The 25,289-nt window shown below is 32.7% G+C and carries 18 protein-coding genes and 7 tRNA genes; 15 read left to right on the top strand and 10 right to left on the bottom strand.

What is annotated here, in order from left to right:
- Positions 1 to 302: 302 nt before the first annotated feature.
- Together GKZ86_RS17530 and GKZ86_RS17525 are read right to left on the bottom strand one after the other, a co-directional pair.
- Positions 303 to 701, bottom strand: a complete 399-nt coding sequence (locus GKZ86_RS17530; RefSeq protein ID WP_154784358.1) for a helix-turn-helix domain-containing protein — start codon at positions 699 to 701, stop codon at positions 303 to 305.
- A 145-nt stretch (positions 702 to 846) separates the two neighbouring features.
- Complete coding sequence (locus GKZ86_RS17525) at positions 847 to 1,641, bottom strand: sensor histidine kinase (RefSeq protein WP_154784357.1); 795 nt, start codon at positions 1,639 to 1,641, stop codon at positions 847 to 849.
- Between the two features lie 63 nt (positions 1,642 to 1,704).
- Here GKZ86_RS17525 and GKZ86_RS17520 point away from each other — a divergent pair, with 63 nt between their 5' ends.
- The gene (locus GKZ86_RS17520; RefSeq protein ID WP_154784356.1) at positions 1,705 to 1,887 is read left to right on the top strand and encodes a hypothetical protein; all 183 of its coding nucleotides are present in this window, start codon (positions 1,705 to 1,707) and stop codon (positions 1,885 to 1,887) included.
- 391 nt (positions 1,888 to 2,278) lie between these two features.
- Here the strand turns inward: GKZ86_RS17520 and GKZ86_RS17515 are convergent, their stop codons facing one another.
- A complete protein-coding gene (locus tag GKZ86_RS17515; RefSeq protein WP_154784355.1) occupies positions 2,279 to 2,944 on the bottom strand; it encodes a hypothetical protein in 666 nt (221 codons plus the stop codon).
- 6 nt (positions 2,945 to 2,950) lie between these two features.
- Positions 2,951 to 3,580 carry a response regulator transcription factor gene (locus tag GKZ86_RS17510; protein ID WP_154784354.1) on the bottom strand — a complete coding sequence of 210 codons (630 nt, stop codon included), beginning with the start codon at positions 3,578 to 3,580 and terminating at the stop codon, positions 2,951 to 2,953.
- Between the two features lie 224 nt (positions 3,581 to 3,804).
- Here GKZ86_RS17510 and GKZ86_RS17505 point away from each other — a divergent pair, with 224 nt between their 5' ends.
- Together GKZ86_RS17505 and GKZ86_RS17500 are read left to right on the top strand one after the other, a co-directional pair.
- On the top strand, positions 3,805 to 5,082 hold the full coding sequence (locus GKZ86_RS17505; protein WP_154784353.1) for a hypothetical protein: 1,278 nt from the start codon (positions 3,805 to 3,807) through the stop codon (positions 5,080 to 5,082).
- Between the two features lie 49 nt (positions 5,083 to 5,131).
- Positions 5,132 to 6,886, top strand: coding sequence for a DUF4403 family protein (locus tag GKZ86_RS17500; RefSeq protein WP_154784352.1), 1,755 nt, complete (start codon positions 5,132 to 5,134; stop codon positions 6,884 to 6,886).
- A 243-nt stretch (positions 6,887 to 7,129) separates the two neighbouring features.
- On the opposite strand, the gene GKZ86_RS17495 is transcribed toward GKZ86_RS17500, so the two are convergent.
- Positions 7,130 to 8,032, bottom strand: coding sequence for a hypothetical protein (locus GKZ86_RS17495; protein ID WP_154784351.1), 903 nt, complete (start codon positions 8,030 to 8,032; stop codon positions 7,130 to 7,132).
- A gap of 868 nt (positions 8,033 to 8,900) precedes the next feature.
- Here GKZ86_RS17495 and GKZ86_RS17490 point away from each other — a divergent pair.
- The 9 genes from GKZ86_RS17490 to GKZ86_RS17450 all read left to right on the top strand — a co-directional run bounded on the left by GKZ86_RS17490 (position 8,901) and on the right by GKZ86_RS17450 (position 12,385).
- Positions 8,901 to 8,973: transfer RNA gene (locus tag GKZ86_RS17490), tRNA-Asn, on the top strand.
- A 19-nt stretch (positions 8,974 to 8,992) separates the two neighbouring features.
- A tRNA-Asp gene (locus GKZ86_RS17485) sits at positions 8,993 to 9,065 on the top strand.
- Between the two features lie 241 nt (positions 9,066 to 9,306).
- Positions 9,307 to 9,377: transfer RNA gene (locus GKZ86_RS17480), tRNA-His, on the top strand.
- A 5-nt stretch (positions 9,378 to 9,382) separates the two neighbouring features.
- A tRNA-Pro gene (locus GKZ86_RS17475) sits at positions 9,383 to 9,455 on the top strand.
- A 5-nt stretch (positions 9,456 to 9,460) separates the two neighbouring features.
- Positions 9,461 to 9,544: transfer RNA gene (locus GKZ86_RS17470), tRNA-Tyr, on the top strand.
- Positions 9,545 to 9,579: 35 nt separating this feature from the next.
- A tRNA-Leu gene (locus tag GKZ86_RS17465) sits at positions 9,580 to 9,653 on the top strand.
- 207 nt (positions 9,654 to 9,860) lie between these two features.
- The gene (locus tag GKZ86_RS17460; RefSeq protein ID WP_154784350.1) at positions 9,861 to 10,430 is read left to right on the top strand and encodes a DUF5565 family protein; all 570 of its coding nucleotides are present in this window, start codon (positions 9,861 to 9,863) and stop codon (positions 10,428 to 10,430) included.
- Positions 10,431 to 10,720: 290 nt separating this feature from the next.
- Positions 10,721 to 10,788 (top strand) — tRNA-OTHER (locus GKZ86_RS17455).
- 499 nt (positions 10,789 to 11,287) lie between these two features.
- Complete coding sequence (locus tag GKZ86_RS17450; RefSeq protein ID WP_154784349.1) at positions 11,288 to 12,385, top strand: slipin family protein; 1,098 nt, start codon at positions 11,288 to 11,290, stop codon at positions 12,383 to 12,385.
- A 91-nt stretch (positions 12,386 to 12,476) separates the two neighbouring features.
- Here the strand turns inward: GKZ86_RS17450 and GKZ86_RS17445 are convergent, their stop codons facing one another.
- Complete coding sequence (locus tag GKZ86_RS17445) at positions 12,477 to 14,255, bottom strand: long-chain fatty acid--CoA ligase (protein ID WP_154784348.1); 1,779 nt, start codon at positions 14,253 to 14,255, stop codon at positions 12,477 to 12,479.
- 179 nt (positions 14,256 to 14,434) lie between these two features.
- Complete coding sequence (locus GKZ86_RS17440; RefSeq protein WP_154784347.1) at positions 14,435 to 14,866, bottom strand: hypothetical protein; 432 nt, start codon at positions 14,864 to 14,866, stop codon at positions 14,435 to 14,437.
- A gap of 363 nt (positions 14,867 to 15,229) precedes the next feature.
- Here GKZ86_RS17440 and GKZ86_RS17435 point away from each other — a divergent pair, with 363 nt between their 5' ends.
- A complete protein-coding gene (locus GKZ86_RS17435) occupies positions 15,230 to 15,514 on the top strand; it encodes a hypothetical protein (RefSeq protein ID WP_154784346.1) in 285 nt (94 codons plus the stop codon).
- A gap of 195 nt (positions 15,515 to 15,709) precedes the next feature.
- Here the strand turns inward: GKZ86_RS17435 and purL are convergent, their stop codons facing one another.
- From purL to GKZ86_RS17420, 3 genes are all read right to left on the bottom strand, one after another.
- Positions 15,710 to 19,363: a phosphoribosylformylglycinamidine synthase gene (gene purL, locus GKZ86_RS17430; RefSeq protein ID WP_154784345.1), complete on the bottom strand. Its 3,654-nt coding sequence runs from the start codon at positions 19,361 to 19,363 to the stop codon at positions 15,710 to 15,712.
- Between the two features lie 533 nt (positions 19,364 to 19,896).
- On the bottom strand, positions 19,897 to 21,744 hold the full coding sequence (locus GKZ86_RS17425) for an endonuclease (RefSeq protein WP_154784344.1): 1,848 nt from the start codon (positions 21,742 to 21,744) through the stop codon (positions 19,897 to 19,899).
- Positions 21,745 to 22,062: 318 nt separating this feature from the next.
- Positions 22,063 to 23,577 (bottom strand): hypothetical protein, encoded by a 1,515-nt coding sequence (locus GKZ86_RS17420; protein WP_154784343.1) that lies wholly within the window; start codon positions 23,575 to 23,577, stop codon positions 22,063 to 22,065.
- Positions 23,578 to 23,702: 125 nt separating this feature from the next.
- Between GKZ86_RS17420 and GKZ86_RS17415 the strand changes: the two genes are divergently transcribed.
- Complete coding sequence (locus GKZ86_RS17415; protein WP_154784342.1) at positions 23,703 to 24,134, top strand: PaaI family thioesterase; 432 nt, start codon at positions 23,703 to 23,705, stop codon at positions 24,132 to 24,134.
- A gap of 5 nt (positions 24,135 to 24,139) precedes the next feature.
- A complete protein-coding gene (locus GKZ86_RS17410; RefSeq protein WP_154784341.1) occupies positions 24,140 to 25,222 on the top strand; it encodes a chorismate-binding protein in 1,083 nt (360 codons plus the stop codon).
- The last annotated feature ends 67 nt before the right edge of the window (positions 25,223 to 25,289 follow it).

Below are 25,289 nucleotides of genomic sequence, written 5' to 3'. Positions count from 1 at the left end.
ACTCTAAATCGTAGTACACAACGGTTTGTGTAAATTCGTCAATAGTAATATGAACTTGTTCTGAGAATGTTGACATGGTGATTTTTTATTTAATTATTTTTTGGCTGGTAAACTTGTTTAGTAAAGCAACCTTTAAATATTTTGTTTATTAACCACAAAAAGTCATTTCACTAACAGAATAAGACATAAAAAAAATACGATATTCTACAAAGTTTTCCAACTTTATAGTTGCATTTAAAACAAAAAAAAGCGCAAATTTTCAAAATTTGCGCTTTCAATTATATAAAAGAAAAAGAAAATCCTTATTTCCCTTTCATCAATTTTTCTAAATATTCAACTTTATCTTTTTCAGCCTGAACCAAACGTTCATAAAGCTCAACAACTTTATCAAGAGGATTGAAAGTACAATTATTATTAGGGCCATTTATCTGACCGTTGCTGGCACTATTATCGTAAAAGTTATTGAAATAATTAAAAACAGATTCTTCTGAAAAGTTTTCAATAGCTTCAACCGTAACACCAAGTGCTTTTGCAATTTCTACAAGTTTTTTAGAATCAACTTCTTCGCTGCCTTCAATTCCTGAAATTGCTTGTTGGTTTGTACCAATTGCCTGCGCAAGTGCTTCTTGTTTCATACCGCGAAGTTCTCTAATTCGGCTGATATTTCGGCCAATATGTTTGGGTTTAGTTGCTGTGCTCATAATTCAAAGGTATTTAAAATTTTTGACAAAAATAACTGTCCGTAAAATACAAGATTGATTTGATAAAATACAATTTTGTTGTTTTTTTTACAGTATAAAAATAATCTTTTTCTTACTTAAATTAAAAAGTTATTTTAATTTTAAATTAATCTTCTAATGAATATAAAAACAACAAAAATGTACCTTTTTGCAAAGGAACAATCTTAAAAATTCCGTTTATAGCTTCCATTCGAAGAGACATGTTCGTTAAACCATTTCCTTTCTGAATCGTATCTGCTAGCCCAATTCCATCATCAATTACGACAATTTTAAAATAAGATTCGGTTTGCTCAAATCGAATATCAATGTTATTTGCCTGACTGTGTTTATATACATTATGAACGGCTTCTTTTACCACTAAAAAAAGATTGCGTCTTGCTTTTACAGATAAATTGGTTTCTTTTTCAAGAATGCCTGAATCGAATTTTGAATCAATGTTGGTTTTATCTAAAAAACGTTTAACATACAAACTAGTATATTCTATGAAATTGCTAATAGTATCATTTTGTGAATTCAGACTCCAAAGAATTTCTCGCATGGCTAAATTCATATCTTCAGAAGTAGAGATAATCGCTTCAAGATCTTCAGAATAACTTTCTTTAGGCATTTTATATTTTAAAAACTCAGCCTGAAGTTTTATAGCCGAAATTCCCGCGCCCAAATCATCATGCATATCTTGTGAAATACGTTCTCTTTCTAACTGAATTGCTTTTTGACGCTCTAATTCTTTCTGCAGCAATTGATTTTTGAATTCGCTTTCTCGTATTTGATCTTCTTGCTGCTGAATTAATTGTTTTTTATTGTAAATAAATACAACCATAATAATGAAACACACAAAAATCAACATTACAATGATGGCAATGATATAAGTGAGTTTTATTTCTTGTGGAAGCTGGCTCATTTATTTAGATTTTTTGCAATTGTTTCGTATTTCAAAAGCGCGTAAAAAAATAAAATATACATTATGCTATTTACGATATATACCAATTCTCTCAATAAAATTAAAAAGTCTTTATCTGTAGTATCAAAAAAATACCTCGGAATTACCCTAAAAATAAAAAAGCAGCTCCAAAGAAGTAAAGCTGTTGAAATCCAGAAATTAGGATCATCTGTAATTTTATCTTTTGATGGAAAAGCTATTTTTTGATAAAACCACAACATCGTATATAAAATATAAAAGATAGGTAAGGCAATAACTAATTTTGAATCTAAGTTTTCGCCCAAAAAGTTGGGAAATGCTAAAACATAGATGATAAGAACAACAGATAATAAATTGACTTTCTTTTTTAGTTTTTTATGGAATTGCCTCGAGTAATAAAACCAGAAAAATAGTATGCAAAACATACAATAAATAATGTATTGAAAACTGAATTTAGAATCTTTATCTATTAAAAGAATTATCCATGAAAATAATTCTACAAGAAAAGTAACAAGAAGATAAACAAATAAATAGTTTTGGCTAGAAAGACTAAACTTCCTAACCAAAACTATTGATTTTAATAGTGCTATAAGTAATATTATTTCATAAACATATATCATTATGGTCTTAGGTTGCCTAGGTCATAACCAATACTTTCATCATATAAGTTATTATTTTTATTATAAAGCGTATGAACACTAAATGCAATTCTATTATTTCGGTCTATAAAATCAGCTAATACGTCATTCTGTGGATTAGTAGAACTATATTGAATCATAATAAATTTTAACTCGAAAATAGTAGGGTATAATTTCTCCATTTCTTGTATGTATATATTAATTTCATCTAAAGTATAAAAAATCAATGTGTCTTTTGATTTAGTGGAATTATATAATTTTGCTCCTAAACCTTTGTCAAAATCACTTACAAAATTTCTAATATCTTCTTCTTTGAAATCTTTACCATTTAAAGTATATAAGACATCATTATTAACATTATTAACATCAGTCTCATCAAATATAATTTCACATTTATCATTATCTGAAAGAGATAAACCTAAACTTAAAGTATCATTTTTTTCTATGTAATAAAACTTACAGTTTTTTTTGTTTTTGTTTGAAATTATGTCTTTAAAGGATTTTAAATTAATAGAGAAGCTTTTTGTTAAGCCTTTAATGTCAAGGTCTTTATATCTTTTTGTAAAATGGCGTTCTACTTCTTCCTCAATCCTTTTTTTAAAAAGAATTCCATCAATTTTTTCTTGTTGTAAATTTTCTAATTCCATGATTTCTTAGTTTTTGTTGTTAAATTTATTAATTGCTTCAATTTTATTACTTACCTGTAATTTTCTATAAATATTACCAATGTGTTTTTTGATGGTATCAATTGTGACATTTTTCTTGTCAGCAATTTCTTTGTAGAGTAGTCCTTGTGCCAGCAATTCAAGAACTTCTTTTTCGGTTACGGTAAGTAATGCTAAACTTTGTACCTGTACTTTTGTTTCCTGAAAATGTTGTAAAACACGCTTTGCAATCGCAAAACTCATGGGAGCGCCTCCTTTATGGGCTTCCAAAATTGCCTGGATAATTTTATCCAAAGGATCTCCTTTTACAAGATAACCACTCGCACCTGCACGCAAGGCTGAAAAGATTTTTTCGTCATTTTCAAAACTCGTGCACATTACGAAAGTAGTGCCGGGCATCAATTCTGTTAGTTTAAAAACAATATCAATTCCCGATAAATCCTGCAGTTGAATGTCCATTAAAACCACGTCTGGTTCTATAGCTTCCAATTTTTGCAAAGCATTTTTTCCATTAAAAAATTGAGCCACACATTCCATATCTTTCTGAAAGTCGATGATGTTTTTCAACGCCTGATTGTAATTTTTATCATCCTCTACTATAGCAACTCTTATTTTCATGGTGTTACATTTTCTTTTACAAAGTTGAGCAATAAGCCCATTGATCGCAATTACCCGTTTGGGTGATATTTGAAATTTAACCCGGAAAGACAAATGTTAAATATAGAATAAACTTACAAAAAAAAACAGGAGAAATGCAAAAAATAAAATATCACCCGAACGGGTAATTGATTGATATGATGTTCTGTAAATACATTTGGAACATAACTAAAAACATAGAAATCATGAAAACAAGATTAATTATTCTTTATTTATTTTTTGGATTTATTGGCTATGGTCAAAATACCAGATTGCACACTAAAATTATTGAAGTCGATTTAAGTGCGCCTCATAAAAATAGTATTAAGATTTGCGAAGATGCAACATGCACGCCTTTATACGATAGTAAATGGCTTTCTGCAAAATGTAGCGAAATGATTGCCATTAAATTAATAAATGGTAACCCTTTTAAGTATACTTATAAAATAGATACCAAGAACATTTCCTTTTTTAATGAGAAAGCTGAGGTGCAAAAATCATCTGATAGCGCTGCTACCGTTGCTGCTATTAGTACAAAGAGTTTTGATTCTGAGCCAATTACAATTAATAAGATTTTATTAGAGAATCAAAACTTAGACCATAGTTTAGATCGTTTAAATGGAGATGTTGACAACTTTTATACAATCTTGAAGCAAAAAAACACCTTTGTAGAAGCTGATTATATTAAAAGGCATGAATTGCGTAATACGGCAGAAAAACACCTGGCTAAAGCTTTTGAATTATTAATAAATTTAGAAGATCGACAAACAGATGACGCTTACTTTAACACAAAAGAACATTTACTTGCAACAAAAGAAAAAGCTACCCAAAGCATTCAAGCAATTGTCCATTTATTATATACAATCGATTTAGAAGTTTATAATTTACCAATTGATGTACAAGGTAAAAACATTGATGTTATAGAATTTAAACTACGCAGATTTGATAAAGAGACGAAAGACGAAGATCTTGATTTCGCATCAACACCTTATAATATCTGGATCAAAGGCGGCTTAAAAATAGACGTTAGTGCCGGAATATTTTTTACTTCCCTTTATGATGAAGAGTATGATAAAAGAGACGATCCGGCAACTGCAGGGAATAAAATCATCATGCTAAAAAATAGTGGAGATTATGATATGGCATTTGGTTCGACAATTAATACTTATATCCGAATGAATTCCTGGATTGTTCCAATACTAAATTTTGGTGCAGTAATAACTCAAAATGAGAAACTGCAAGTGCTTTTAGGTGGCGGAGTTATATTAGGAAAGCAGGAACGTATTATTTTTTCGGCAGGTATTTCTATGGGAAAAGTAGATAGAATTGCAGATGGATATCAAGTTGGCGGTTCTTATAATTTGGGGGATTCCGGAAATATACCGACACAGAGTCAATTCAAATTTGGTAATTTTTTCGGAATTACTTACAATTTATCTAAAGTAAAGAAAATAAGTCTGGATAAAGGAATCGAAGAAAATTAAGTACGAGGAAATAATCTTTACCAATTTCTAATCATTAAAACCACTTTTTATGAAAACAACATTTATTCTTTATCCAATACTTGTAGTTGCAATTGTATTTACAAGTTGCAAAAGTTATGACGAGATAACAAAAAAACCTGAGCGTTTATCTGAAAATGTAGAATTACCTCCTTATGAGAGTAGTTTTGCTCTTGCTTTAAAGGTTGATTTATCCAGTTTGGAAAGCAAATTAAATGATGCATTAAAAAACGGATACAGCAATTCTGATGAAGGTACATTTGAATATAGATCCTGGATAAAAACCAAAGATCCGTTCTATGATCCAAATAAGTTGATAAAAACTAGAGATCCTTTATATCATCCAAATGAATGGATTAAAACAAAAGATCCATTATATAATCCAAAAAAATGGCTTAAAGGACCTTTTGGATGGAAAACAAAAAATCCTTTATACCACCCAAATGAATGGTTTAAAACCAAAGATCCACTGTATAATCCAAATGAATGGATAGAGACAAATAACCCTTTGTATCATCCAAACGAGTGGATAGAAACAAAAGGTCCGGCAGTGGCTGTAGGTTATAAATATGATATTGATTTGAAGCTGAAAGAAAAAATCACGTTATCTTATGTTGATGATAATACCTTACGAATATCTGTTCCTATTTCATTCAATGGAAGTGTAGGTTTAAAAGGAGTTTTGGCAGGACCTACAACTTTAAATAAAAAGAATTTTGATGGAGAAATTCAATTTTTCGTTAATACAAGTTTTTCCATTACACCAGATTGGTGTCCCAACATAGGAGTAAATGTAACACATTCCTGGATATCAAATCCACAGATTGAGATTATGGATAATGTATATATCTCCCTCACTGGAATGACAGATAAACATTTAAAAGAAATTGAAAAAGATGTAAGCAATCTTATAAATCAGCAAGTTAAATGTGATATGATCAGAGATGTTGTTAAAGATAAATGGAAATATTATGGAGTTAGTTTACCGGCACTGGCAAATGGCAAGCAATATCAATTGAATATTAATCCTTCAAAAGTAGCATTGTCAGGTCTAAAAGTTTATAAAGATACTTTGGCTTTATATGTTGGAATAAAAGGAAATGTTAGTTTTAATGATAACATTGTTAACACAACTAGTTCACTTCCTTTATTAGAAGAACAGACTCAAACAGCAAGTGAAGTTAAAGCCTTTCTTCCATTGCTTATTAAATATGATGATATCGAGTATACTGCAAATCAATATTTAAAAGAAAAGGACGTGGTTTTAAAACCTGATATTGTTCTTAAAAAGAAAGCCAAAGTGAAGTTAATTGAAATGACTTTTTATCCAAATGCAGACGAAGTTGTTGTAGGAGTGAAATTAAAAGCTAAACTGCCAGGCAATTTGTTACCGGTTTCAGGATGGGTTTATTTAACGGGAAAACCAGTTATGACAAATAATAAGAAATTCGAACTTCAGGATCTGGATTTTAGCATGACAGTTGATAATAAATTTTATCCCACAATAGCGACACTCTTTAAGCCTTTAATTATTAATGAAATTAAAAAACAAACTACACGTGATTTCACTGATAGCATTGCAAATATTAAGAAAAAATTAATCGAAAAAAGTAATTCATTCCAACATGATGATATCGGATTTTCTATCAAAGATGTTGATTTTGGAATTTACGATATCATATTAGACAAAGAAGAAATAGCTATAGTAACAGAATTTAATTCTAAGTTTGATATATTTTTAAAAAGTAAAAAAGAAGAGAATTATTTGACCCGAAATGACAAATAATTTATTCGTTTCAATCTAAAATAATGATGAAATATCGATTCTTCTGGAAATCAGATGAAGAAAAAAGTAATTCAAATTTTAATCAAAATCAGAGAGAGTTATACCAATAAAAACCAAAAAATACGCAAAGTGATTTGCGTATTTTTTTATTAAGAAATTCTATTATTACGAATACTACTTCTCTTTCAACAATTTATTCAATCTTTTCTTTTTCGTCAAAAAAATGTATTAAAGTAATTAAGGCTAAATAATAGTATCTTTTTTACTATAAACTTCATTATTTTTTTGATTCGCAGAAGTTTCATTCACAACCGGAACAACTTTCTTCTTCAAAAACTTCCAATAAATAAAATATTCAATAAAAGGAATAATCAGAAAAAGGACGAAAAAAAGCAATTCGTGTTTCATTATTCCTTTATAGATATAATCTAAAATGGCTTGCAATTTATGTCCCATTTCTAACTGAATCGATTCTTCAATTCTTTTAGGTTCGATTTTGTCAAGTTTCGTTAAAAGTGATTTTAGTTCAGTATATTTTATTTTCTTGAAAGAAGCGATATCGGCTTTATCATCAATCACTTTCATAAAACCATACATCGTAGCGGCATAAACCTCAGATTCATATTTTTTGAGCAAATAAGTACTCGATGAATTTTTAAAATTATCGACAGAGCTCAGTCCGGTATTATTCTTTTCGATATATAAACCCAATGTTTTCGTCAAAGATTTACTAACATCTTCAGATGAATTTGATAATTGTTGAAGCGTTTGTAAAAAAGCTTTTTTATCTTTTTCTGATGAAAATGTAGATCCAACTGTTTTAGTGTAAATATTGGCTGTAATGCTTTTGTTTTCTTTCGATAAAATAGAATGTCCGCCATAAAATAAACCCAACATTCCGAAGAAATAAATACAAACTATTATAATATACGGAATCCAGAGTTTAGCAATCCAGTTATAGTATGTTCTATCTCTTGTAAAGAAGTTTTTTCTATACAAATACACATTTAGAACAATACTAATTATTAGTCCTAAAAGAATAAATAAAATAGTCCAGAATATAAACCAACCAAGATTTGGCAATATAATATGTTTTGAAAATTCCCAAACTTCCTGCCAGTTTATGGTATCGATATATTCTTTCATAGTTTGTTTTTAAGTTCTAAAAATATTAAAAAAATAATTGCAATGGTATTTTATGAGACAATGAAATACTGGAATTTACATTTTTAAATATAAATTGATAAGATATTTATACAAAACAATTACATTTGCCCTCGAAATGAAAATAAAAAACATAAATATCAATCTGTCAGTAAGACAATATAGCGATCGTTTAGCGGGATTTCTTCCGGCTAAAAGTTCAGGATGTGGTATGTATTTTATAGAATTGAAGTGTAAACTGTAGTTTAAAACTCAACATAAATATATAAAAGCGTCCTAATTGGGGCGCTTTTTTTGTTTTAGACGTACTTCGACTTTGTTAAATATGACAAGAAAATTTTTCGACCTCGTTCAACATGACAAGAAAAATGATAAAAAATAAACCATAACTAAAAATAATTAAAAAAATAATTGACCAAATGTTTAATGAATAAACTAAATAGCGAAATATAATCTTGAAAAGTAATCTAATGAGAGACAGTCATTTGATACAATTAAGGATCTGCATAAGTATGCGGACAGGTATTTTATGGATTTTATTTAAATATAACTACTTGGTTGTCAGTAAAATAAAATTAAAAATGATTTGGATAATTGATTTTTTAGACTTTATCTTTGCCGAAGAAAATTTGAACATAGAATTTCAAACAACAACGATTTCAAAATATAATACAACATATAAAAATGGCTTTACATAACAACATATATAACACACAACTGCTAGACCCGAGATTCTATCTTGGATGTTTAACAATACAGGTGCATGAATACAGGCAATAGGATAGGTATATCTTATTAGATCTCATGAAGCACCTTTAACCGGGTGCTTTTTTTATGTCCAAAAATAAATGATTTCGTAGCTCAATTGGCAGAGCGCTTGACTGTTAATCAATAGGTTGAAGGTTCGATTCCTTCCGAAATCGCTGTTCTCTAGAAGGAACTGGCTCATTGGGGTTACTGGCTAACCTTCCCGACTGTCTCTCGGGAGAAACGGGTTCGACTCCCGTATGGGCCGCTTTTTTTTTAAGATGCTGAGGTTCTGAGGAACTAAGGTACTGAGGGAGGTGCAGAGGTACAAAGACGCAAAGGTACAAAGGTTTCTGCACAATCAAATTTAAACTTTGCGTCTTTGCGACTTTGCGAGAGATTGACAAAGTATGGTTAAAGATTAAGTGGCGAGCAATTTTCTCGCAAAGTCGCAAAGACGCAGAGAAAACAAACATAGTGTTTGAGTTTTTCTGGCAGAACATAAAATGGTGTTTTTAGTTTATTTGGTAAAACCTCGGGCTGTGAATCCGAAGAACAGGGTTCGATTCCCGAAAACACCCAAAACTGGGAAGATAACGATTGGCTGTTTACCTGCTTTGGATGCAGGAGGTTGCAGGTTCGAGTCCTGTTTCCCAGACAAATGGAAATACGCTAAAGTTGGAGAGTTAGGTCGGTCTGTAAAACCGTTGTCTTTTGACTGAGTAGGTTCGAATCCTACTATTTCCACAAATTTCAGGTTGGAACCCTGAGGGTAATTAAAAGCAGGAATGGCGCAATTGGTAGACGCGGCTGACTTAGAATCAGTTTTTTGAGAGTTCGAGTCTCTCTTCCTGTACTATAGCCACAAAGGCACAAAGACGCAAAGTTTTTTGTTTCACGCAGATTGAGCAGATTTACTTAAAGTAAAAACTTTGCGACTCTGCGACTTTGCGAGAGATTGATAAAGTATTGTAAAAAGAGCTGGCGAGCAATTCTCTCGCAAAGACGCCAAGACGCCAAGAGAAAAAAAACTTAGCAACTTAGTACCTATAAAAAAATAAATATGAAAAAGATAAGCACATTGTTTGCTAAAGACCCAAATAACTTGGCAAGAGTAGTAAATAAAATTAATGCAGAAAATGCATGGGTAGTAAAAGGAGAAGCAATCGCAACCAGAAAATTTGATGGTACATCGGCAGCGATTATCAATGGAGAATTATACAAACGATTCGACGCGAAAAAAGGACGTACAATTCCAGCGAATGCGATTCCGTGTCAGGAAGCAGATTTAATTACGGGACATCACCCACATTGGTTAAAATGCGATGGTTCAAAATCTGAAGACAAACATTTCTTCGAAGCTTTAGACTGCTTAGAAGATAAAACCGACGGAACATATGAGTTATGCGGACCAAAAGTACAAGGTAATCCTGAAAAGTTTGAGAAACATACTTTAGTAAAACACGGAAATGAAATTCTTGATTTTGTAAGTCTTGATTTCGATGATTTAGAAAAAATCTTATCAGAAAATGATATTGAAGGAATTGTTTTTCACCACATTTCAGACGGAAGAATGTGCAAATTAAGAAAAACAGATTTCGGAATCAAACGCTTACAAATTGAACAAGTTTAATCTGTTTTATAATTGAATAATTTTCTACGCAGAATAATTGCGCAGTGTAATTTGAATATTTGTTCAGGAAATAAAAACAAGTTCTTTTATAAAATGAAATACATCAAAGTTTTGGCTTCGATTAAAAATATCAAACAAGCCCAGTTGCGTGTTTCTGTATAGCACCATTGTAGGGAACTTTCCGCGAAAGCGAATTATGTTTTTCTATGCAGCTTGGTTTGGAGGTTTTGGATGGTTTTCCAAAAAACTATCCGCCACTCTATGTGTCATGGGTTCGACTCCCATTCGCAGTAATGCGATAGCTCAGTCTGGTTAGAGCAATAGAAGTTTACGCAGGTTCGATTCCTGCACCACTCCTAAAAGGGTGGTTGGACGAGCGGTAAGTCAACTTATGGGTCTCAAAAACCTGTATTTCCAGAGACCATCACTCTTAAAAAGATGACCATGAAAAAAAACTGATTTGTCTTTGTCAGTGAAATTAGGATTTTAGAATCCAAAGTTTCACACTTACGATAAAACCAGTGCGAACAGAAATGTATTTTGAAATACTCTTTTTCTTTTCGATTTGATTGTTTTAGTGACTTTTTTTAGAATTTAGAATCATTATCACAAAATAGAATCGCAAAATAATTGGAGTAAAGAAAACACAAACTATTCGTCCGTTTTCTCTAAGGAGAGAGGCAAGGAGGTTTTTTTATTTAGAAAGAGAGTAGAAGCAAGAGGATAGAATTGGAGAGAATAGAATAAAGAATATAGAACAAAGATTTTCGACTGTTTTGAAACTTGAAACCTGAAACAAAGAAAACCTTGACCCGAGGCTGAAAGCCGAATCGGCGAAGCAAACAAAAATAAACATTATGATCAAAAGAATTAAAGTCGAAGCTTACCAAGTAGGATTGGTCTTCGGGAACAGAAAATTAATTAACGTATTAGAAGAAGGTTTACATTGGATTTTTGGAAACAAAAAGGTGATGATTTATAATATGGATGGCTCTTTTCAGGCTCCGTTTGAGTTGAATATTTTATTGCAAAATGAAATGTTAGCCGCTATATTAGAAGTTGTTGAGGTTGCTGATAATGAAATTGTACTGCAATTTGTAAACGGGAACTTTAAAGAAGTTTTAACTGCAGGAAGATATGCTTTTTGGAGAGGAATCGTGAAAAATGAATTCATAAGAGCAGACATTTCTAAAATTGACATTACCGAAAAAATTCCGGTAAATCTATTAGAAAATGCAAAGTTGAGGTTGTTTATTAGAAAATTCATTGTTTCTAGCAACGATAAAGCATTGTTGTTTGTTAACGGAACTTTCATGAAAGAACTAAAAGCGGGAACCCAATATTTTTGGAATAATGCCATTACAATCGAAGTTAAAACCGTTGATGCAAGACAGCAACAAGTAGAAATTTCAGGTCAGGAATTATTGACTAAAGATAAAGCAGGATTAAGAATCAACTTTTTTGTGAGATACCAGGTTATAGATATTATGAAAGCTTTGGTAGATAATAAAGATTTTGAAAAGCAATTGTATGTCGCCATGCAATTGGCTTTAAGAGCTTTTGTGGGCGGATTGACTTTAGACGAATTATTAGCTAAGAAAGATACAATTGCCGAAGCTATTTTAGCCGAAGTAACTTCTAAAATCAATGAATTAGGTTTGGTAATTTCTGATGCCGGAATTCGTGACGTGATCTTGCCTGGAGATATGAAAGAAATCATGAATCAGGTTTTGGTTGCCGAGAAAAAAGCGCAGGCCAACAGTATTATGAGAAGAGAAGAAACTGCTGCAACAAGAAGTTTATTGAACACAGCAAAGCTGATGGAAGAAAACGAAATGTTGTGGAAATTGAAAGAAATGGAATACGTGGAAAAAATCGCTGATAAAATTGGAGAAATCACAATTTCAGGAGGAGGAAACGTCATCGGTCAATTGAAGGAAATTTTCGTGAAATAAAAAGCTCTTTTTATAAAAGAGTATCTCCTTATATAAAAAACGGCTGTCTTAAGGACAGCCGTTTTCGTTGGTTTGTATTATCTTGATTTATTTAATTTTGACCATATATTTTAGCGTAAAGATCTTTGTAGATTTCTTTAATAACTTTACGTTTTAGTTTTAATGTTGGTGTAAGTTGTCCTCCGTCGATAGACCAAACATCCGGAGTTAACTCAAAACGTTTGATTTGTTCCCAGTGTCCAAATTTTTTGTTGATCTCCTCAATTTCATTATCAATACGTTTAATAACATCAGGGTTTTCACTAATTTCTTTGTTAGTGCTTCCTAAAGTTATTTTATGAAGTTTTGCCCATTCTTTTACGAATTCAAAATTTGGCTGAATAAAAGCTGCTGGCATTTTTTCGCCTTCACCAATCACCATAATCTGCTCAATAAAACGAGATTGTTTCATTGCGTTTTCAATAAGCTGAGGTGCGATATATTTTCCACCGGAAGTCTTGAACATTTCTTTCTTACGATCGGTAATTTTTAAGAAACCTTCGCTGTCAATTTCTCCAATATCTCCAGTGTGGAAATATCCGTCTTTTAAAGCTTCATCTGTTTTTTCCTGATCTTTAAAATAACCCAACATTACGTTTGGTCCTTTGCAAAGAATTTCGCCGTCTTCAGCAATTTTAACTTCAACGTTGCGAATTACTTTTCCAACAGTTCCAATTTTAAAACCTTTGTTTCTTTGATCGTTAACGGCAATTACAGGCGATGTTTCAGATAAACCGTAACCTTCCATAACCGGGATTTCTGCAGCAGCAAAAACTCTTGTTAAACGTGGTTGCAAAGCAGCACTTCCGGAAACCATTAAATCTAAATTTCCACCCAAACCTTCTTTCCATTTGCTGAAAATAAGTTTTCTGGCAATTTTTAACTGAAATTCATACCAAAAACCATTTGCTCCGTAAGGCTCGTATTTTAAACCTAAATCGATAGCCCAGAAAAACAGTTTTTTCTTGATACCCGTTAATTCACCACCTTTAGCATAAATTTTATCGTAAACCTTTTCAAGAAGTCTTGGTACAGCCGTAATTACAGTTGGTTTTACTTCTTTTAAGTTATCACTAATTTTATCAATTGATTCTCCAAAATAAACCGAAACACCATAATATTGATAGATGTATAAAATCATTCTTTCAAAAATATGGCAAATAGGCAAGAAGCTCAATGCTGTGCTGTTTCCTGCATCAAACGGAATTCTTGGTGCACTGTCTAAAACATTCGAAACGATGTTTTTATGCGAAAGCATAACACCTTTAGGTCTTCCTGTAGTTCCGGAAGTATAAATAATAGTCGCTAAATCGTCTTCTTTAATGCTGTCTTTTTTAGCTTCAACTTCGTTCTGATTACTTTCGTCTGCACCTAAAGTCAATAATTCTGACCAGTGTTTGCAACCCGGGATTTCATCAAAAGAATAGACTTCTTTTAGCGTTGGTACATTTGCTTTTATGGCGTTTACTTTTTGGAATACTTCGGTATCCGAAACAAAGCAATAAATACTGCCACTATGATTTAAAATATATTCGTAATCTTCCTCGGCAATTGTCGGGTAGATAGGAACGTTCTGAGCTCCGGTTTGTAAAATACCAATATCCATGATATTCCATTCCGTGCGATTGTTCGAAGTAATTAATGCAATTTTATCATCTTTCTGAACGCCCATGCGCAACAATGCTCTCGAAACAGCATTAGCTTTAGCAATATATTCCTGGCTGGATGTTTTTTCCCAAACTCCGTTTTTTTTAGTTGCCAAAGCAACCTGGAGATTATAAGTTTCTTGTTGATAATAAGGAAAATCAAAAAGGCGTGTGATTGAAACCATGTTTAATATATTGAATTTTACCGCAAATTAAATAAAAATAAGGTATAATTTTTAATTTTATGAAATTTTATGGGAAAAATTATAGGTACTATTGAAAATCAACGAAAACGTTTTCTTTTTTATAGTGAAATTTAGAAAAAAACAAGAAATATCTAATTTGAGGGCTAAGTTTGATCGGTCTATTGTACGTTATAATCTATATATTCTTTAACTCTTTCTCCCATTAAGAACATTTTCTTCTTCATGAAATGAATAGAGAACTGAGAATAGTTCCATGCTTCGCTATCCGTTAATCTATACCAAAATGTATACGTAGCACTATTGAAACCTTCTTTAAAAACCGGAGTGCCTTCTTCTGTACATTCAATTCCCCAATTGATTTTCTTTTTTGATAAATCATCTGATTGAATAAATCCGGTTCCATCTGGATTTAAAACACTAATAGGTTCCTTTACTCCAGTTGGTGCATAAGTGCCCGGAACAGGATAACCAATAGTAGTGGTAATATAACGGTCTTTGCCATTATACGTAATTTGATCTACGTGAACTTGTGAATAAGAGTGTGTAGCAACAAAAAATAATGTAATTAGTAATACATGTAACGATTTCATTCTATGTAGGTTTTAAATGTTTTTGGGTTTTAAAAAAATCTCGTGGTAAGATATTTTTGGCGAATATAGTTCAAATTTAAATACAAAAAGAAATCCGAATTATAAGAGTTGTTTTTTTTAGGACATTTTATTTTTGTCGCATTTTTAGAATATCAATTCGTGTTATTTTTTAAAATTCTTCTCATAAATAGAGAATTTTTCAGAAAGGCTTATTCTCTTACAGGAAAATAAAAAACCTGTATTTTCCCCTCTAAGAAACAGGTAATTGCCTTGTTATTTTTATGGTGTATCATTATAATTTTGGTTTAATTAAATGCGAGAGCCGAAAAGCAAAAGAGTAGGCATTATATTAAAATTAAAATTATGGGAACTATATTTTATTTAGCAATGGGATGGTGTGGTACACTATATCCAGGCTGGTGGAGACGTATTTTTAAAATACCGCCACCGCCGCCAGATCCGGAACCATGGTGGTATATTGGTATTATTGGTTTAGGATTGGCTACAGGATTAGCCGCAGGTACCTTATTTCACGGAAGAATTATTAATGACCAGCTATTTTCCGGACAAGCAGCAATTGCTTCAGGACTTTTTGCTTTTGCTTTTGCCAGTATCGTAACTGGTATAGCATCTTCCTTTAAACGATAAAAAAACACCTCGGTTATAGGGATAGCACCGAGGTGTTTTTTATATAGTTTTGACACGAATTTGCTTCGCCTTTTTGCTATTGATCGAGTCACGAATTTCCAGAAACTAATTCGTGCTAATTCGTGAAATTCGTGGCAAGAAAATAAAAAAAGCGCTCGAATTATCGAGCGCTTTTGGTATATAAAAATATATTTCTTAGTTTTTCTCAATCCATTTTCTGGCGTTAACAAAAGCTTCGTGCCAAGGCGAAACCTCGTCATTTCTGTCTTTTGGATAATGCGCCCAGTTCCATTGAAAAGTCGAACGCTCAATGTGAGGCATCATAACCAAATGTCTTCCTGTTTTATCACACATCATTGCTGTGTTGTAATCAGAACCGTTAGGGTTTGCAGGATAACCTTCATAAGCATATTTAGAAACAATGTTGTAGTTTTCTTCAGCAAGAGGTAAATTGAATTTTCCTTCTCCGTGAGAAACCCAAACTCCTAAAGTACTTCCGGCCAAAGTCGATAACATAACAGAGTTATTCTCCTGAACTTTTACTGATGTAAAGATACTTTCGTGTTTGTTACTTTCGTTATGAAGCATTTTTCCGTGAACTTCATGCTCAGGATTAATCACTTCCAATTCCATAAACAACTGGCAACCGTTACAAATTCCAACAGATAAAGTATCTTCTCTTTTGAAGAAATTATCCAAAGCTGTTTTTGCTTTTTCGTTGTATAAAAATGCTCCGGCCCAACCTTTAGCAGAACCTAAAACATCTGAGTTAGAGAATCCACCAACAGCACCAATAAACTGAATATCTTCAAGAGTTTCACGACCTGAAATTAAATCCGTCATGTGAACGTCTTTTACATCAAAACCTGCTAAGTACATTGCATTTGCCATTTCACGCTCAGAATTGCTTCCTTTTTCACGAATAATAGCCGCTTTTGGTCTTGGTTTAGAATTGTCGATTTCTGGTTTTTTCCCTGTAAAATGTGCTGGGAAAGTATATTGTAAAACCTGATTTTTATAGTTTTCAAAACGTGCCTGAGCTCTTCCGTTTTTAGATTGTTTTTGATCTAATAAATAAGAAGTTTCGAACCAGATATCTCTGTATTTTTTAATGTCTAAAGTCCAAAGTCCAAGGTCTAAAGTCTCAGTAGTTGTCGCTTTTCCTAATTTGAAAAATTCGATGTTGTTTGCATTCAATTTAGCTTCAACAGCTGCATCAGATTTAGCCTGGAAAACGATTCCGATATTTTCAGCGAAAAGGATTTTCAATAAGTCTTTTTCAGCAAATGCAGAGAAATCAATTTTAGCTCCCAAATTCACATCAGCAAAACACAATTCTAATAAAGTAGTGATTAAACCACCGCTTCCGATATCGTGTCCGGTTAAAATTTGGCTTTCGCCGATTAATTCCTGAATCGTATTAAATGCATTTTTGAAGAAAGAAGCGTCTTTTATAGTAGACGTTTCTTTTCCGATTGTGTTTCTAATTTGTGCAAAAGATGAACCTCCTAATTTGAAATCATCCTGAGACAAATTGATATAATAAATAGAATCTCCGTTTTTCTGTAAAACCGGTTCAACTACTTTTCTAATATCAGTACAGTTTCCTCCAGCTGAAATAATAACCGTTCCCGGCGCAATTACTTCGTCGTTTGGATATTTTTGTTTCATCGAAAGTGAATCTTTTCCTGTTGGAATATTGATTCCTAATTCAATTGCAAATTCTGAACATCCTTCAACAGCAGCATACAAACGAGCATCTTCACCTTCGTTTTTACAAGCCCACATCCAGTTTGCAGATAATGAGATTCCTTTTAAACCATCTTTAATTGGCGCCCAAACAATGTTTGATAACGATTCTGCAATAGCATTTCTACTTCCTGCAACCGGATCAATCAAAGCAGCGATAGGAGCGTGTCCAATAGAAGTTGCAATTCCTTCTTTACCTAAATAATCCAAAGCCATAACCCCAACATTATTCAAAGGCAATTGTAACGGACCTGCATTTTGCTGTTTAGCAACTTTTCCACCAACGCAACGATCCACTTTGTTTGTCAACCAGTCTTTAGATGCAACAGCTTCTAAACGTAAAACATCTTTTAAATAACTTTCGAAATCATTTGCTGAATAAGAAACTTCAGCATATTTTCTGTCGATAGTTTTATCAGTCATAACCGTTTTAGGCGAACTTCCGAAGAAATCTTCTAAAGCATAATCCATCGGTTTTGAACCATTTGATTTTGATTCGAAAGTAAAACGGTGATCTCCCGTTACATCTCCAACCTGATACATTGGTGAACGCTCTCTGTCAGCAATTCTTTGCAACGTATCAATATCTTTTTGACCAATAACCAATCCCATTCTTTCCTGAGATTCATTACCGATAATTTCTTTTGCAGAAAGCGTTGGATCTCCAACCGGTAATTTATCCAAATCGATTAATCCACCAGTTTCTTCAACTAACTCAGAAAGACAGTTTAAGTGTCCTCCAGCTCCGTGATCGTGAATCGAAACAATTGGGTTATTGTCGCTTTCTACCAAACCACGAATAGCGTTGGCAGCACGTTTTTGCATTTCTGGATTTGAACGCTGAATCGCATTTAATTCAATTCCTGAACCAAAAGCTCCTGTATCTGCAGATGAAACTGCAGCACCACCCATTCCGATTCTATAATTTTCTCCACCAAGAATTACGATTTTATCGCCTTCTTGTGGTTTCTTTTTAATGGATTGATCTAATTTTCCGTAACCAATTCCGCCCGCTTGCATGATTACTTTATCGTATCCAATTTTACGGTCGTTTTCTGAATGTTCGAAAGTTAAAACAGAACCTGTAATAAGCGGCTGACCGAATTTATTTCCAAAATCAGAAGCTCCGTTTGAAGCTTTAATCAAAATATCCATTGGAGTTTGGTACAACCATTTTCTTTCTTCAAGAGCATTTTCCCATTTTCTTTCATCGTTTAAACGAGAGTATGAAGTCATATAAACTGCAGTTCCTGCTAATGGCAAAGAACCTTGTCCTCCAGCTAAACGGTCACGAATTTCTCCTCCAGAACCTGTTGCAGCTCCGTTGAAAGGCTCAACTGTTGTTGGAAAATTGTGTGTTTCTGCTTTTAATGAAATAACAGAATCAAAATCTTTTACTTCATAAAAATCTGGTTTGTCAGCAGATTTAGGTGCAAATTGCTGCACTTTTGGTCCTTTTACAAAAGCAACGTTGTCTTTGTAAGCAGAAACTATATCGTTAGGATTTTCCTGTGATGTTTTTTTGATTAATTTGAAAAGAGAAGTCTCTTTTTCTTCGCCGTCAATAACAAAAGTTCCGTTGAAGATTTTGTGACGGCAGTGTTCTGAATTGGCTTGAGAAAAAGCAAATATTTCAGAATCAGTTAATTTTCTTCCAAGTTTTACAGCAAGATTATCTAAGTAATCAACTTCTTCCTGGCTTAAAGCCAAACCTTCTACTTTATTATAAGTAGCAATATCATCAATTTCCAGAATTGGTTCCGGCTGAACATTAATAGTGAAAATTTCCTGATCTAATTGATTGAATTTTTGTGAAAGCATTGGATCAAAATCTGTGAAATCTTCCGTTGCCGGATGAAATTCTTCAATTCTGATAATGCCCGGAATACCCATATTCTGAGTAATTTCTACAGCATTTGTACTCCAAGGTGTAATCATTGTGGCACGTGGACCAACAAAAAAATCCGTCAAGGCGGATTTTTCGATCTTATTAGAGTTGGCAAAAAGCCAGTTTAGTTTTGAAATGTCTTGAGCCGAAATTTCGTTTTGCGTTTGTACAGCGAAAACAGTTTTGCTTTGGTTTTCAAAGAAATGGATCATTGTGATGTGTAGTTTGTTGTATTGAAGGTGCAAATTTAGTGTAAATAAATAGTAAGCGCAAATTTGAAAACGATCTCTTTTAAAAAAAATTGAAGTTGCTTTTTTCTTGCATTTCTTTTACTAAAAAGACGCAAAATCAACAAGTTTTGGTCTCTTGTGAAATTTGAAGATTTATTAAAATTTCTTCTTAGATATGTTCTGCTATATTAAAGTTTTACAAGGGAAAAAATCGAAATTTGAACGTCATAATTTTAGCATCTTGACAGAAATGAATTTGCAAAATTTACGAAACATTGGAGTAGATAAAAATTGTTTTCTAAAGAAAATTCTTTCGACTGTTATAAAAAAAGCGGCAATTTGCCGCTTTTTGGTTCATGATAATCTACTTTTTAATCGTGCAAAGGCGCAACGTTTTTAGTTTCACGCAGATTTTGCAGATAAAGCAGATACACAAACTAGTTTAAAATTTATGCAGATTTAATTATTCTAAAATATATCTGCTCAATCTGCAAAATCTGCGTGAAAAAAAATATTTAGTTAATAATTATCTTTTTGATAACTGTTTTAAAATCTGTAGAAATTATAACCACATAAATCCCTTTTGCAAGATGACTTACTGATATTGCTGAATCTGTGGCATCTTGTTTTTCAAAAACTTTTTGTCCTGCAAATGAAACAATTTCAATAGAATATGGTGTTTCTGAATTACCTAAACCAATATTAAAATTCCCATCAGAAGGATTTGGATAAATGATAATTTCATCTGATTCTGAAACAACTTCTTCTTCAATTGGTCTTGCCATTTTGCTGGCCAGATTATTACAAGTATCTGTTGTATAAGAATCCCATTGAGAACTTAAATTGAAAGTTGTTGTTGGAGAAGTTACGGTCGATTTTCTTCTTAAAGTTACATCGACAGCAAAATTCGCAGTTCCGCCGTTAAAAGTTCCAATGATGTCAATCAAAACACCATTTTTGAACAAACCTACAGCATCATTTCCGTTAAACATCAGCTCAGTTCCACTTGTTGAAATATTAGCTGCACTTGTAGAAAAACAAGTCGAAGAAATTGAACTGTTTACAATTACGAATTTACTCCCTGTTGTTAATGTTCCGCTTAAAGCCAAACCTGTGCTCCATGCGCCCGCGCCATTCGTTTGTTTTTTAATGGTGTAAGCAGATAAACTAACAGAACTTCCGGTATTATTCGCAATTTCTAAAGCCTTGTTATTTCCTGAACCTTCAATATATTCAGAGAAAAGCAAATCTGTTGCCGTTCCTCCGGTTCCGCTGCTATTGGTTGTAACGGCAATTGTGCTGCTTGACGCAGAAGCATTTCCTGCAGCATCTTTTGCTTTTACATAAATAGAATAACTTGTAGAAGCCGTTAAACCAGTTATTGTTGCTGTTAATCCTGAAACAGTGGTTTTTAAAACGCTGTTTGCATAAACATCATAACCTGTAACGCCAACATTATCTGTAGAAGCATTCCATGCAAGTGTAATAGAAGTCGAAGTTTTTGAAGTCGAAGCTAAACTCGTTGGAGTAGTTGGCGCCTGAGTATCTGTAGAAGATGTTCCGCCCCAAATTTGATTCACATATTCCGGATGATCGATATAAGGATTTCGGTTGTTTTGACGAGCATAAATGGCATTGTTTCTGGCAATTTCTCTTGCGCTAACAGGATCTTGCGCGTTCCAGGCCAATAGAACGTTTAAGAAAGCAGTTGTAAAAACTTTATTGCTAGAACCGTCAAACATCGCATAAGAATATCCTGCAACTGTATTTTCATAACGCGTTGCAAAGTAAAAATACATTCTGGCAATATCACCTTTAAAAGCATTTACAGGTTCAAAAACAGTTCCTGAATATCCAGATACAGAACTTGATCCTAATTTACTTCCGTTTTGAGAAGTATACGTTGCTGAACTTACAGTTCCGTGTGGATAATTAGAACGCATTCCGTTTACTTTTCCGTCAGTTGGCGTTATAAAATGTGCATCGGCAACCATCGGTGATGCTTCATTAAAAACCGATTGCGGAATAATATGTTCTCTGTTATAACAATCACCTTCAACAGAATAATTACCACATCTTTGTGTCGTTCCTGTGCTATAATTATAAGGATCTGTTCCTGATGGATTTTCTGAATACATGTCTAAAACAGTTCCGTCATTTTCGTAAAAATTATCAACGTCAGAAGTTTGATACGTTGTGTACAATCCTGCATAACCATTATCAGTATGTCCTTTAATAATGTTATACAATTGTGTTTTTAAAGTGTAACCAGTTCCGGTTGCAGTGTTGTAATAACCAGAAGGTATCTGGGCGATACCGACCGAAACGAACATCAACAATAAATAAGAGTAGATTTTTTTCATAAATAATAGTTTAAATTTTGGTTGTTTAATTGTTCTAAATTAAATTCCAATAAATTGATTATTAGAATTTTAATTTAATAATTGTACCAAATCTACTACTTTTATGAATACGATAAGTTAAGCGATGTTTAAATTAAGAAATATTTTCTTACGGATGTTTTTTTTTTGCCACGAAGGCGGAAAGGCACATTTTTTTGTTTCACGCAGATTTTGCAGATTTTCTATTTAAAGCGACAGATAAAGAATTAAAAAAATCTGCTTAATCTGCAAAATCTGCGAGCTAGAAAATAAAAGCTTCGTGTCTTTGTGGAAAACCTTTTACTTTGGAAAAACAGCACTCTGATAAGCGCCCAAATCTGGAGGAGAAGTTCTTGTAATTCCTAATATATCTAGCGGAATTAGATAGGCCGAATTTCCTTTCGCGAAAGCGGCAGAAGTATTATCGATATTAAATTTATTCTGATTGACATTATAAAACTTCGGATTTTCGTTTAGAATAATCTGATTATAATGTTGTGTATCATTTTTAAATTGATAATCCGGATTTGTAGATGTACTGCTAAATTTCAACAAACAATTATTGAGTTGATACACAAAAGCGGCATTGGCATTTTTACTCAAATTGAATTCATTGGTATTTGAACCATAAATAATACAATTATTGAAAGTTGCCTGAGTCAGCGGATTCGTTTCTGGAGTTGCACCAGCCAGACTGTTGCTTAAATTAACAGCAACATGCGAACTGCTTTGCCAATTGTTATAAAAAGTAGCATGTGTAAAACTATAATTCCCACCATAAACACAAGATAAACTGGCTAAACCAGAATAATTAATGACAAGATTTTCAGCATTTATTCGGGCATTTTGCGCCAGAATTCCATATTCTGCACAATTATAAATCTGAGTGTTTTTTATCTGAACTGTTGTTGCATCCTGATTTCTGATATCCAAACCAGTAAAACCATTTTTTAAAGTAAGATGATTGATGGAGTGATTTGTACTTCCGTTTGCTAAAATAACCGATTTCCATTGTCCGGGAATATCAGAGTATTCGGGTTCTAAACGATCGCCTTCAAAAATAATTTCGTTTTCTAATTTAGCTGTTGTTGAAATAGCTCCATTTATTTGAAGTGAAGCTTTATTATCAACAAAAAGCCCTGAATTAGCATGAAAATGAACTCTCGCGCCGGCTTCAAAAGTTACGGTTTTATTTTCCGGAACGCCTGCATATCCATAAATTACGTAAGGTTTCTGTTTATTAAAAAGTAATTCATTTCCGTTTACAACATCATTTTCATCCAAATAAAAACCATCAACAGCTTTTCCGTCAATTTGTATTTTTTCCTTAGTTCCGTCAGGATTTTGTTTTGGATATAAAAAAACAGCATCCTGAATTAAGGTTACCAAAGCAACTTCCTGTAGATTGGCACCGCTGTCAAACTGAATTTCATCGGTATATAAAAAATCAGTTGGGTTTGCATCTGTAATATCTGCCGTAGTTTCTATAAAAATGTATAAACTGTCTTTGGCTAAAAGGGTAACATTGCTAAAAAATTTACCGTTGTTTCCGTTCATTCCGTCAACCGTCATTCGGTATTTAGAATTCAATCCTTTTTTAAGCTGAATCGTCGGTATAGAAATATCGTCTTTACTTTTATTATAGACTTTAAGTTGGTAGGTACTTGAACCGATATTTTTAAAAACAGTATCCAAATAAACCGTGTCTTTTGAAAACTTTAAATCTCCTGAACTGGCAACAGTATCAAAATCAGTTCTGCAAGAACTAAAAACTAAAATAAGACCGAGAATAAAGAGTGTAAAGTGATGACGCATTGAATTCTTTTTTGTAAAAATAGCAAAAAACTTACATGTTCGTAAATGAATTTTAATAATAGAATTGTATTTTCTAATTTGTGTCTTATCTTTTCTTTAATTTTACGATTTTAAAGCCTATTTTAATGAATTATACTAAAGAACAAATTATAGCGTACTGCAACGATTTTTCAAAAAACACTTTGATGGAGACGCTAAAAATTGAATATATAGATGCCGGCGAAGACTTTTTAGTTGCCAAAATGCCTGTAAATCCAAGCGTTCATCAACCAATGGGATTGTTGCATGGCGGAGCTTCGGTTGCTTTGGCAGAAAGTGTAGGAAGTGCTGCATCGCATTTTTTCATTAACCCGAAAGAGCAGGAAGTACGCGGAATCGAAATTTCAGCAAATCACTTAAAAAGTATTCGCGAAGGTGTTGTTTTTGGTACGGCACGCATTATTCATAAAGGAAGAAGCCTTCATCTTTGGGAAATTAAAATTACTGACGAAGCGGGAAATCTTATTTCACTTTGTAAACTGACTAATATGGTTTTAGAGAAAAAGAAAACTGAATAGAACCTATGAACGACTTTTTTTCTACAATAAGAAAACATCAAGAGCAAAAATTACCTTTTGTAATTTATTCTAAACCTAATTCTTCTAGCATTTATGCGTTTTTGCAGCAAGACGATACTTTGTATACTGTTTCTGATTACAGTGAAAAAGGTTTTGTATTTGCTTCTTTTGATGAAAAACAATTGATTTTAATTCCGGAAAAAGAATCGAAAATTATAAGTGCAGAACAAAGGGAAATTAATTTTAATTTTAATGATGTTGATGATGCAACTTTTGATGTCGAAGCTAAAAACCAGTATGAAGGTTTAGTTGAAAAAGGAATTCAGGCGATCAAAAATGATGAATTCAAAAAAGTAGTTTTATCAAGATCTGAAAAAATTGATTTGGCTGATTTTGATTTTGTAATCACTTTTCAGCGTTTGATAAAATTATATCCTTCGACTTTTACGTATTGTTTTTTTCATCCGGAGATTGGACTTTGGATAGGTGCAACGCCGGAACAGCTTTTAAAAGCTAATGGAAATGCCTTTGAAACAACTGCTTTGGCGGGAACTCAGAAAGCCGAATCAGAAGATGAGATTTTATGGCAGCAAAAAGAAAAAGACGAACAACAATATGTAACTGATTTTATTGTAAAAAGATTGCGAGAAGTAGCTTCGTCTGTTATCGTTACAGAACCGTATAGCATGAAAGCCGGATCGATCTGGCATATTAAAACAGATATTTCAGGAATTCTAAATGAAAACTCAACGTTAGAAGAAGTGATAGATACTTTGCACCCAACACCAGCTGTTTGTGGTTTGCCAAAGAAAAAAGCAAAAGCATTTATTATCGAAAACGAAAATTACGACCGAACTTTTTATACCGGTTTTCTGGGAGAATTAAACAGCTCTTATGCCAATAAAACGATTAGCTCTGATTTGTTTGTAAATTTACGCAGCATGCAAATCAGGGAAATGTCGGCCATTTTATACATGGGATGCGGAATTACCAAAGAAAGTGTTCCTGAAAAAGAGTGGGAGGAAAGCGTCAATAAATCAATGACAATGAAAAGAGTATTGAATATAAAAAAGAATAGTAGTTGTTAAAAAAGTTTCAGGTTTCAGGTTGAACGTGAAACTTGAAACCTGAAACCTGAAACAAAAAAAAAAGAAA

The sequence above is a fragment of the Flavobacterium sp. LC2016-13 genome, from assembly GCF_009707955.1.
In the GTDB taxonomy this organism is placed as follows: Bacteria; Bacteroidota; Bacteroidia; order Flavobacteriales; family Flavobacteriaceae; genus Flavobacterium.
Note: the sequence above shows the minus strand (reverse complement) of the source record. Positions and strands in the feature narration are given on the sequence as shown.

Excerpts from the sequence above, each read along its gene's own strand:
- GKZ86_RS17530 (WP_154784358.1), bottom strand. The coding sequence starts at position 701 with ATGAGCACAGCAACTAAACCCAAACATATTGGCCGAAATATCAGCCGA.
- GKZ86_RS17495 (WP_154784351.1), bottom strand. The coding sequence starts at position 8,032 with ATGAAAGAATATATCGATACCATAAACTGGCAGGAAGTTTGGGAATTT.
- GKZ86_RS17510 (WP_154784354.1), bottom strand. The coding sequence starts at position 3,580 with ATGAAAATAAGAGTTGCTATAGTAGAGGATGATAAAAATTACAATCAG.
- GKZ86_RS17420 (WP_154784343.1), bottom strand. The coding sequence starts at position 23,577 with ATGCGTCATCACTTTACACTCTTTATTCTCGGTCTTATTTTAGTTTTT.
- GKZ86_RS17410 (WP_154784341.1), top strand. The coding sequence starts at position 24,140 with ATGAACGACTTTTTTTCTACAATAAGAAAACATCAAGAGCAAAAATTA.
- GKZ86_RS17440 (WP_154784347.1), bottom strand. The coding sequence starts at position 14,866 with ATGAAATCGTTACATGTATTACTAATTACATTATTTTTTGTTGCTACA.
- GKZ86_RS17450 (WP_154784349.1), top strand. The coding sequence starts at position 11,288 with ATGATCAAAAGAATTAAAGTCGAAGCTTACCAAGTAGGATTGGTCTTC.
- GKZ86_RS17515 (WP_154784355.1), bottom strand. The coding sequence starts at position 2,944 with ATGGAATTAGAAAATTTACAACAAGAAAAAATTGATGGAATTCTTTTT.
- GKZ86_RS17460 (WP_154784350.1), top strand. The coding sequence starts at position 9,861 with ATGAAAAAGATAAGCACATTGTTTGCTAAAGACCCAAATAACTTGGCA.
- GKZ86_RS17505 (WP_154784353.1), top strand. The coding sequence starts at position 3,805 with ATGAAAACAAGATTAATTATTCTTTATTTATTTTTTGGATTTATTGGC.
- GKZ86_RS17425 (WP_154784344.1), bottom strand. The coding sequence starts at position 21,744 with ATGAAAAAAATCTACTCTTATTTATTGTTGATGTTCGTTTCGGTCGGT.
- GKZ86_RS17445 (WP_154784348.1), bottom strand. The coding sequence starts at position 14,255 with ATGGTTTCAATCACACGCCTTTTTGATTTTCCTTATTATCAACAAGAA.
- GKZ86_RS17525 (WP_154784357.1), bottom strand. The coding sequence starts at position 1,641 with ATGAGCCAGCTTCCACAAGAAATAAAACTCACTTATATCATTGCCATC.
- GKZ86_RS17520 (WP_154784356.1), top strand. The coding sequence starts at position 1,705 with ATGCTATTTACGATATATACCAATTCTCTCAATAAAATTAAAAAGTCT.
- GKZ86_RS17415 (WP_154784342.1), top strand. The coding sequence starts at position 23,703 with ATGAATTATACTAAAGAACAAATTATAGCGTACTGCAACGATTTTTCA.
- GKZ86_RS17500 (WP_154784352.1), top strand. The coding sequence starts at position 5,132 with ATGAAAACAACATTTATTCTTTATCCAATACTTGTAGTTGCAATTGTA.
- GKZ86_RS17435 (WP_154784346.1), top strand. The coding sequence starts at position 15,230 with ATGGGAACTATATTTTATTTAGCAATGGGATGGTGTGGTACACTATAT.
- purL (WP_154784345.1), bottom strand. The coding sequence starts at position 19,363 with ATGATCCATTTCTTTGAAAACCAAAGCAAAACTGTTTTCGCTGTACAA.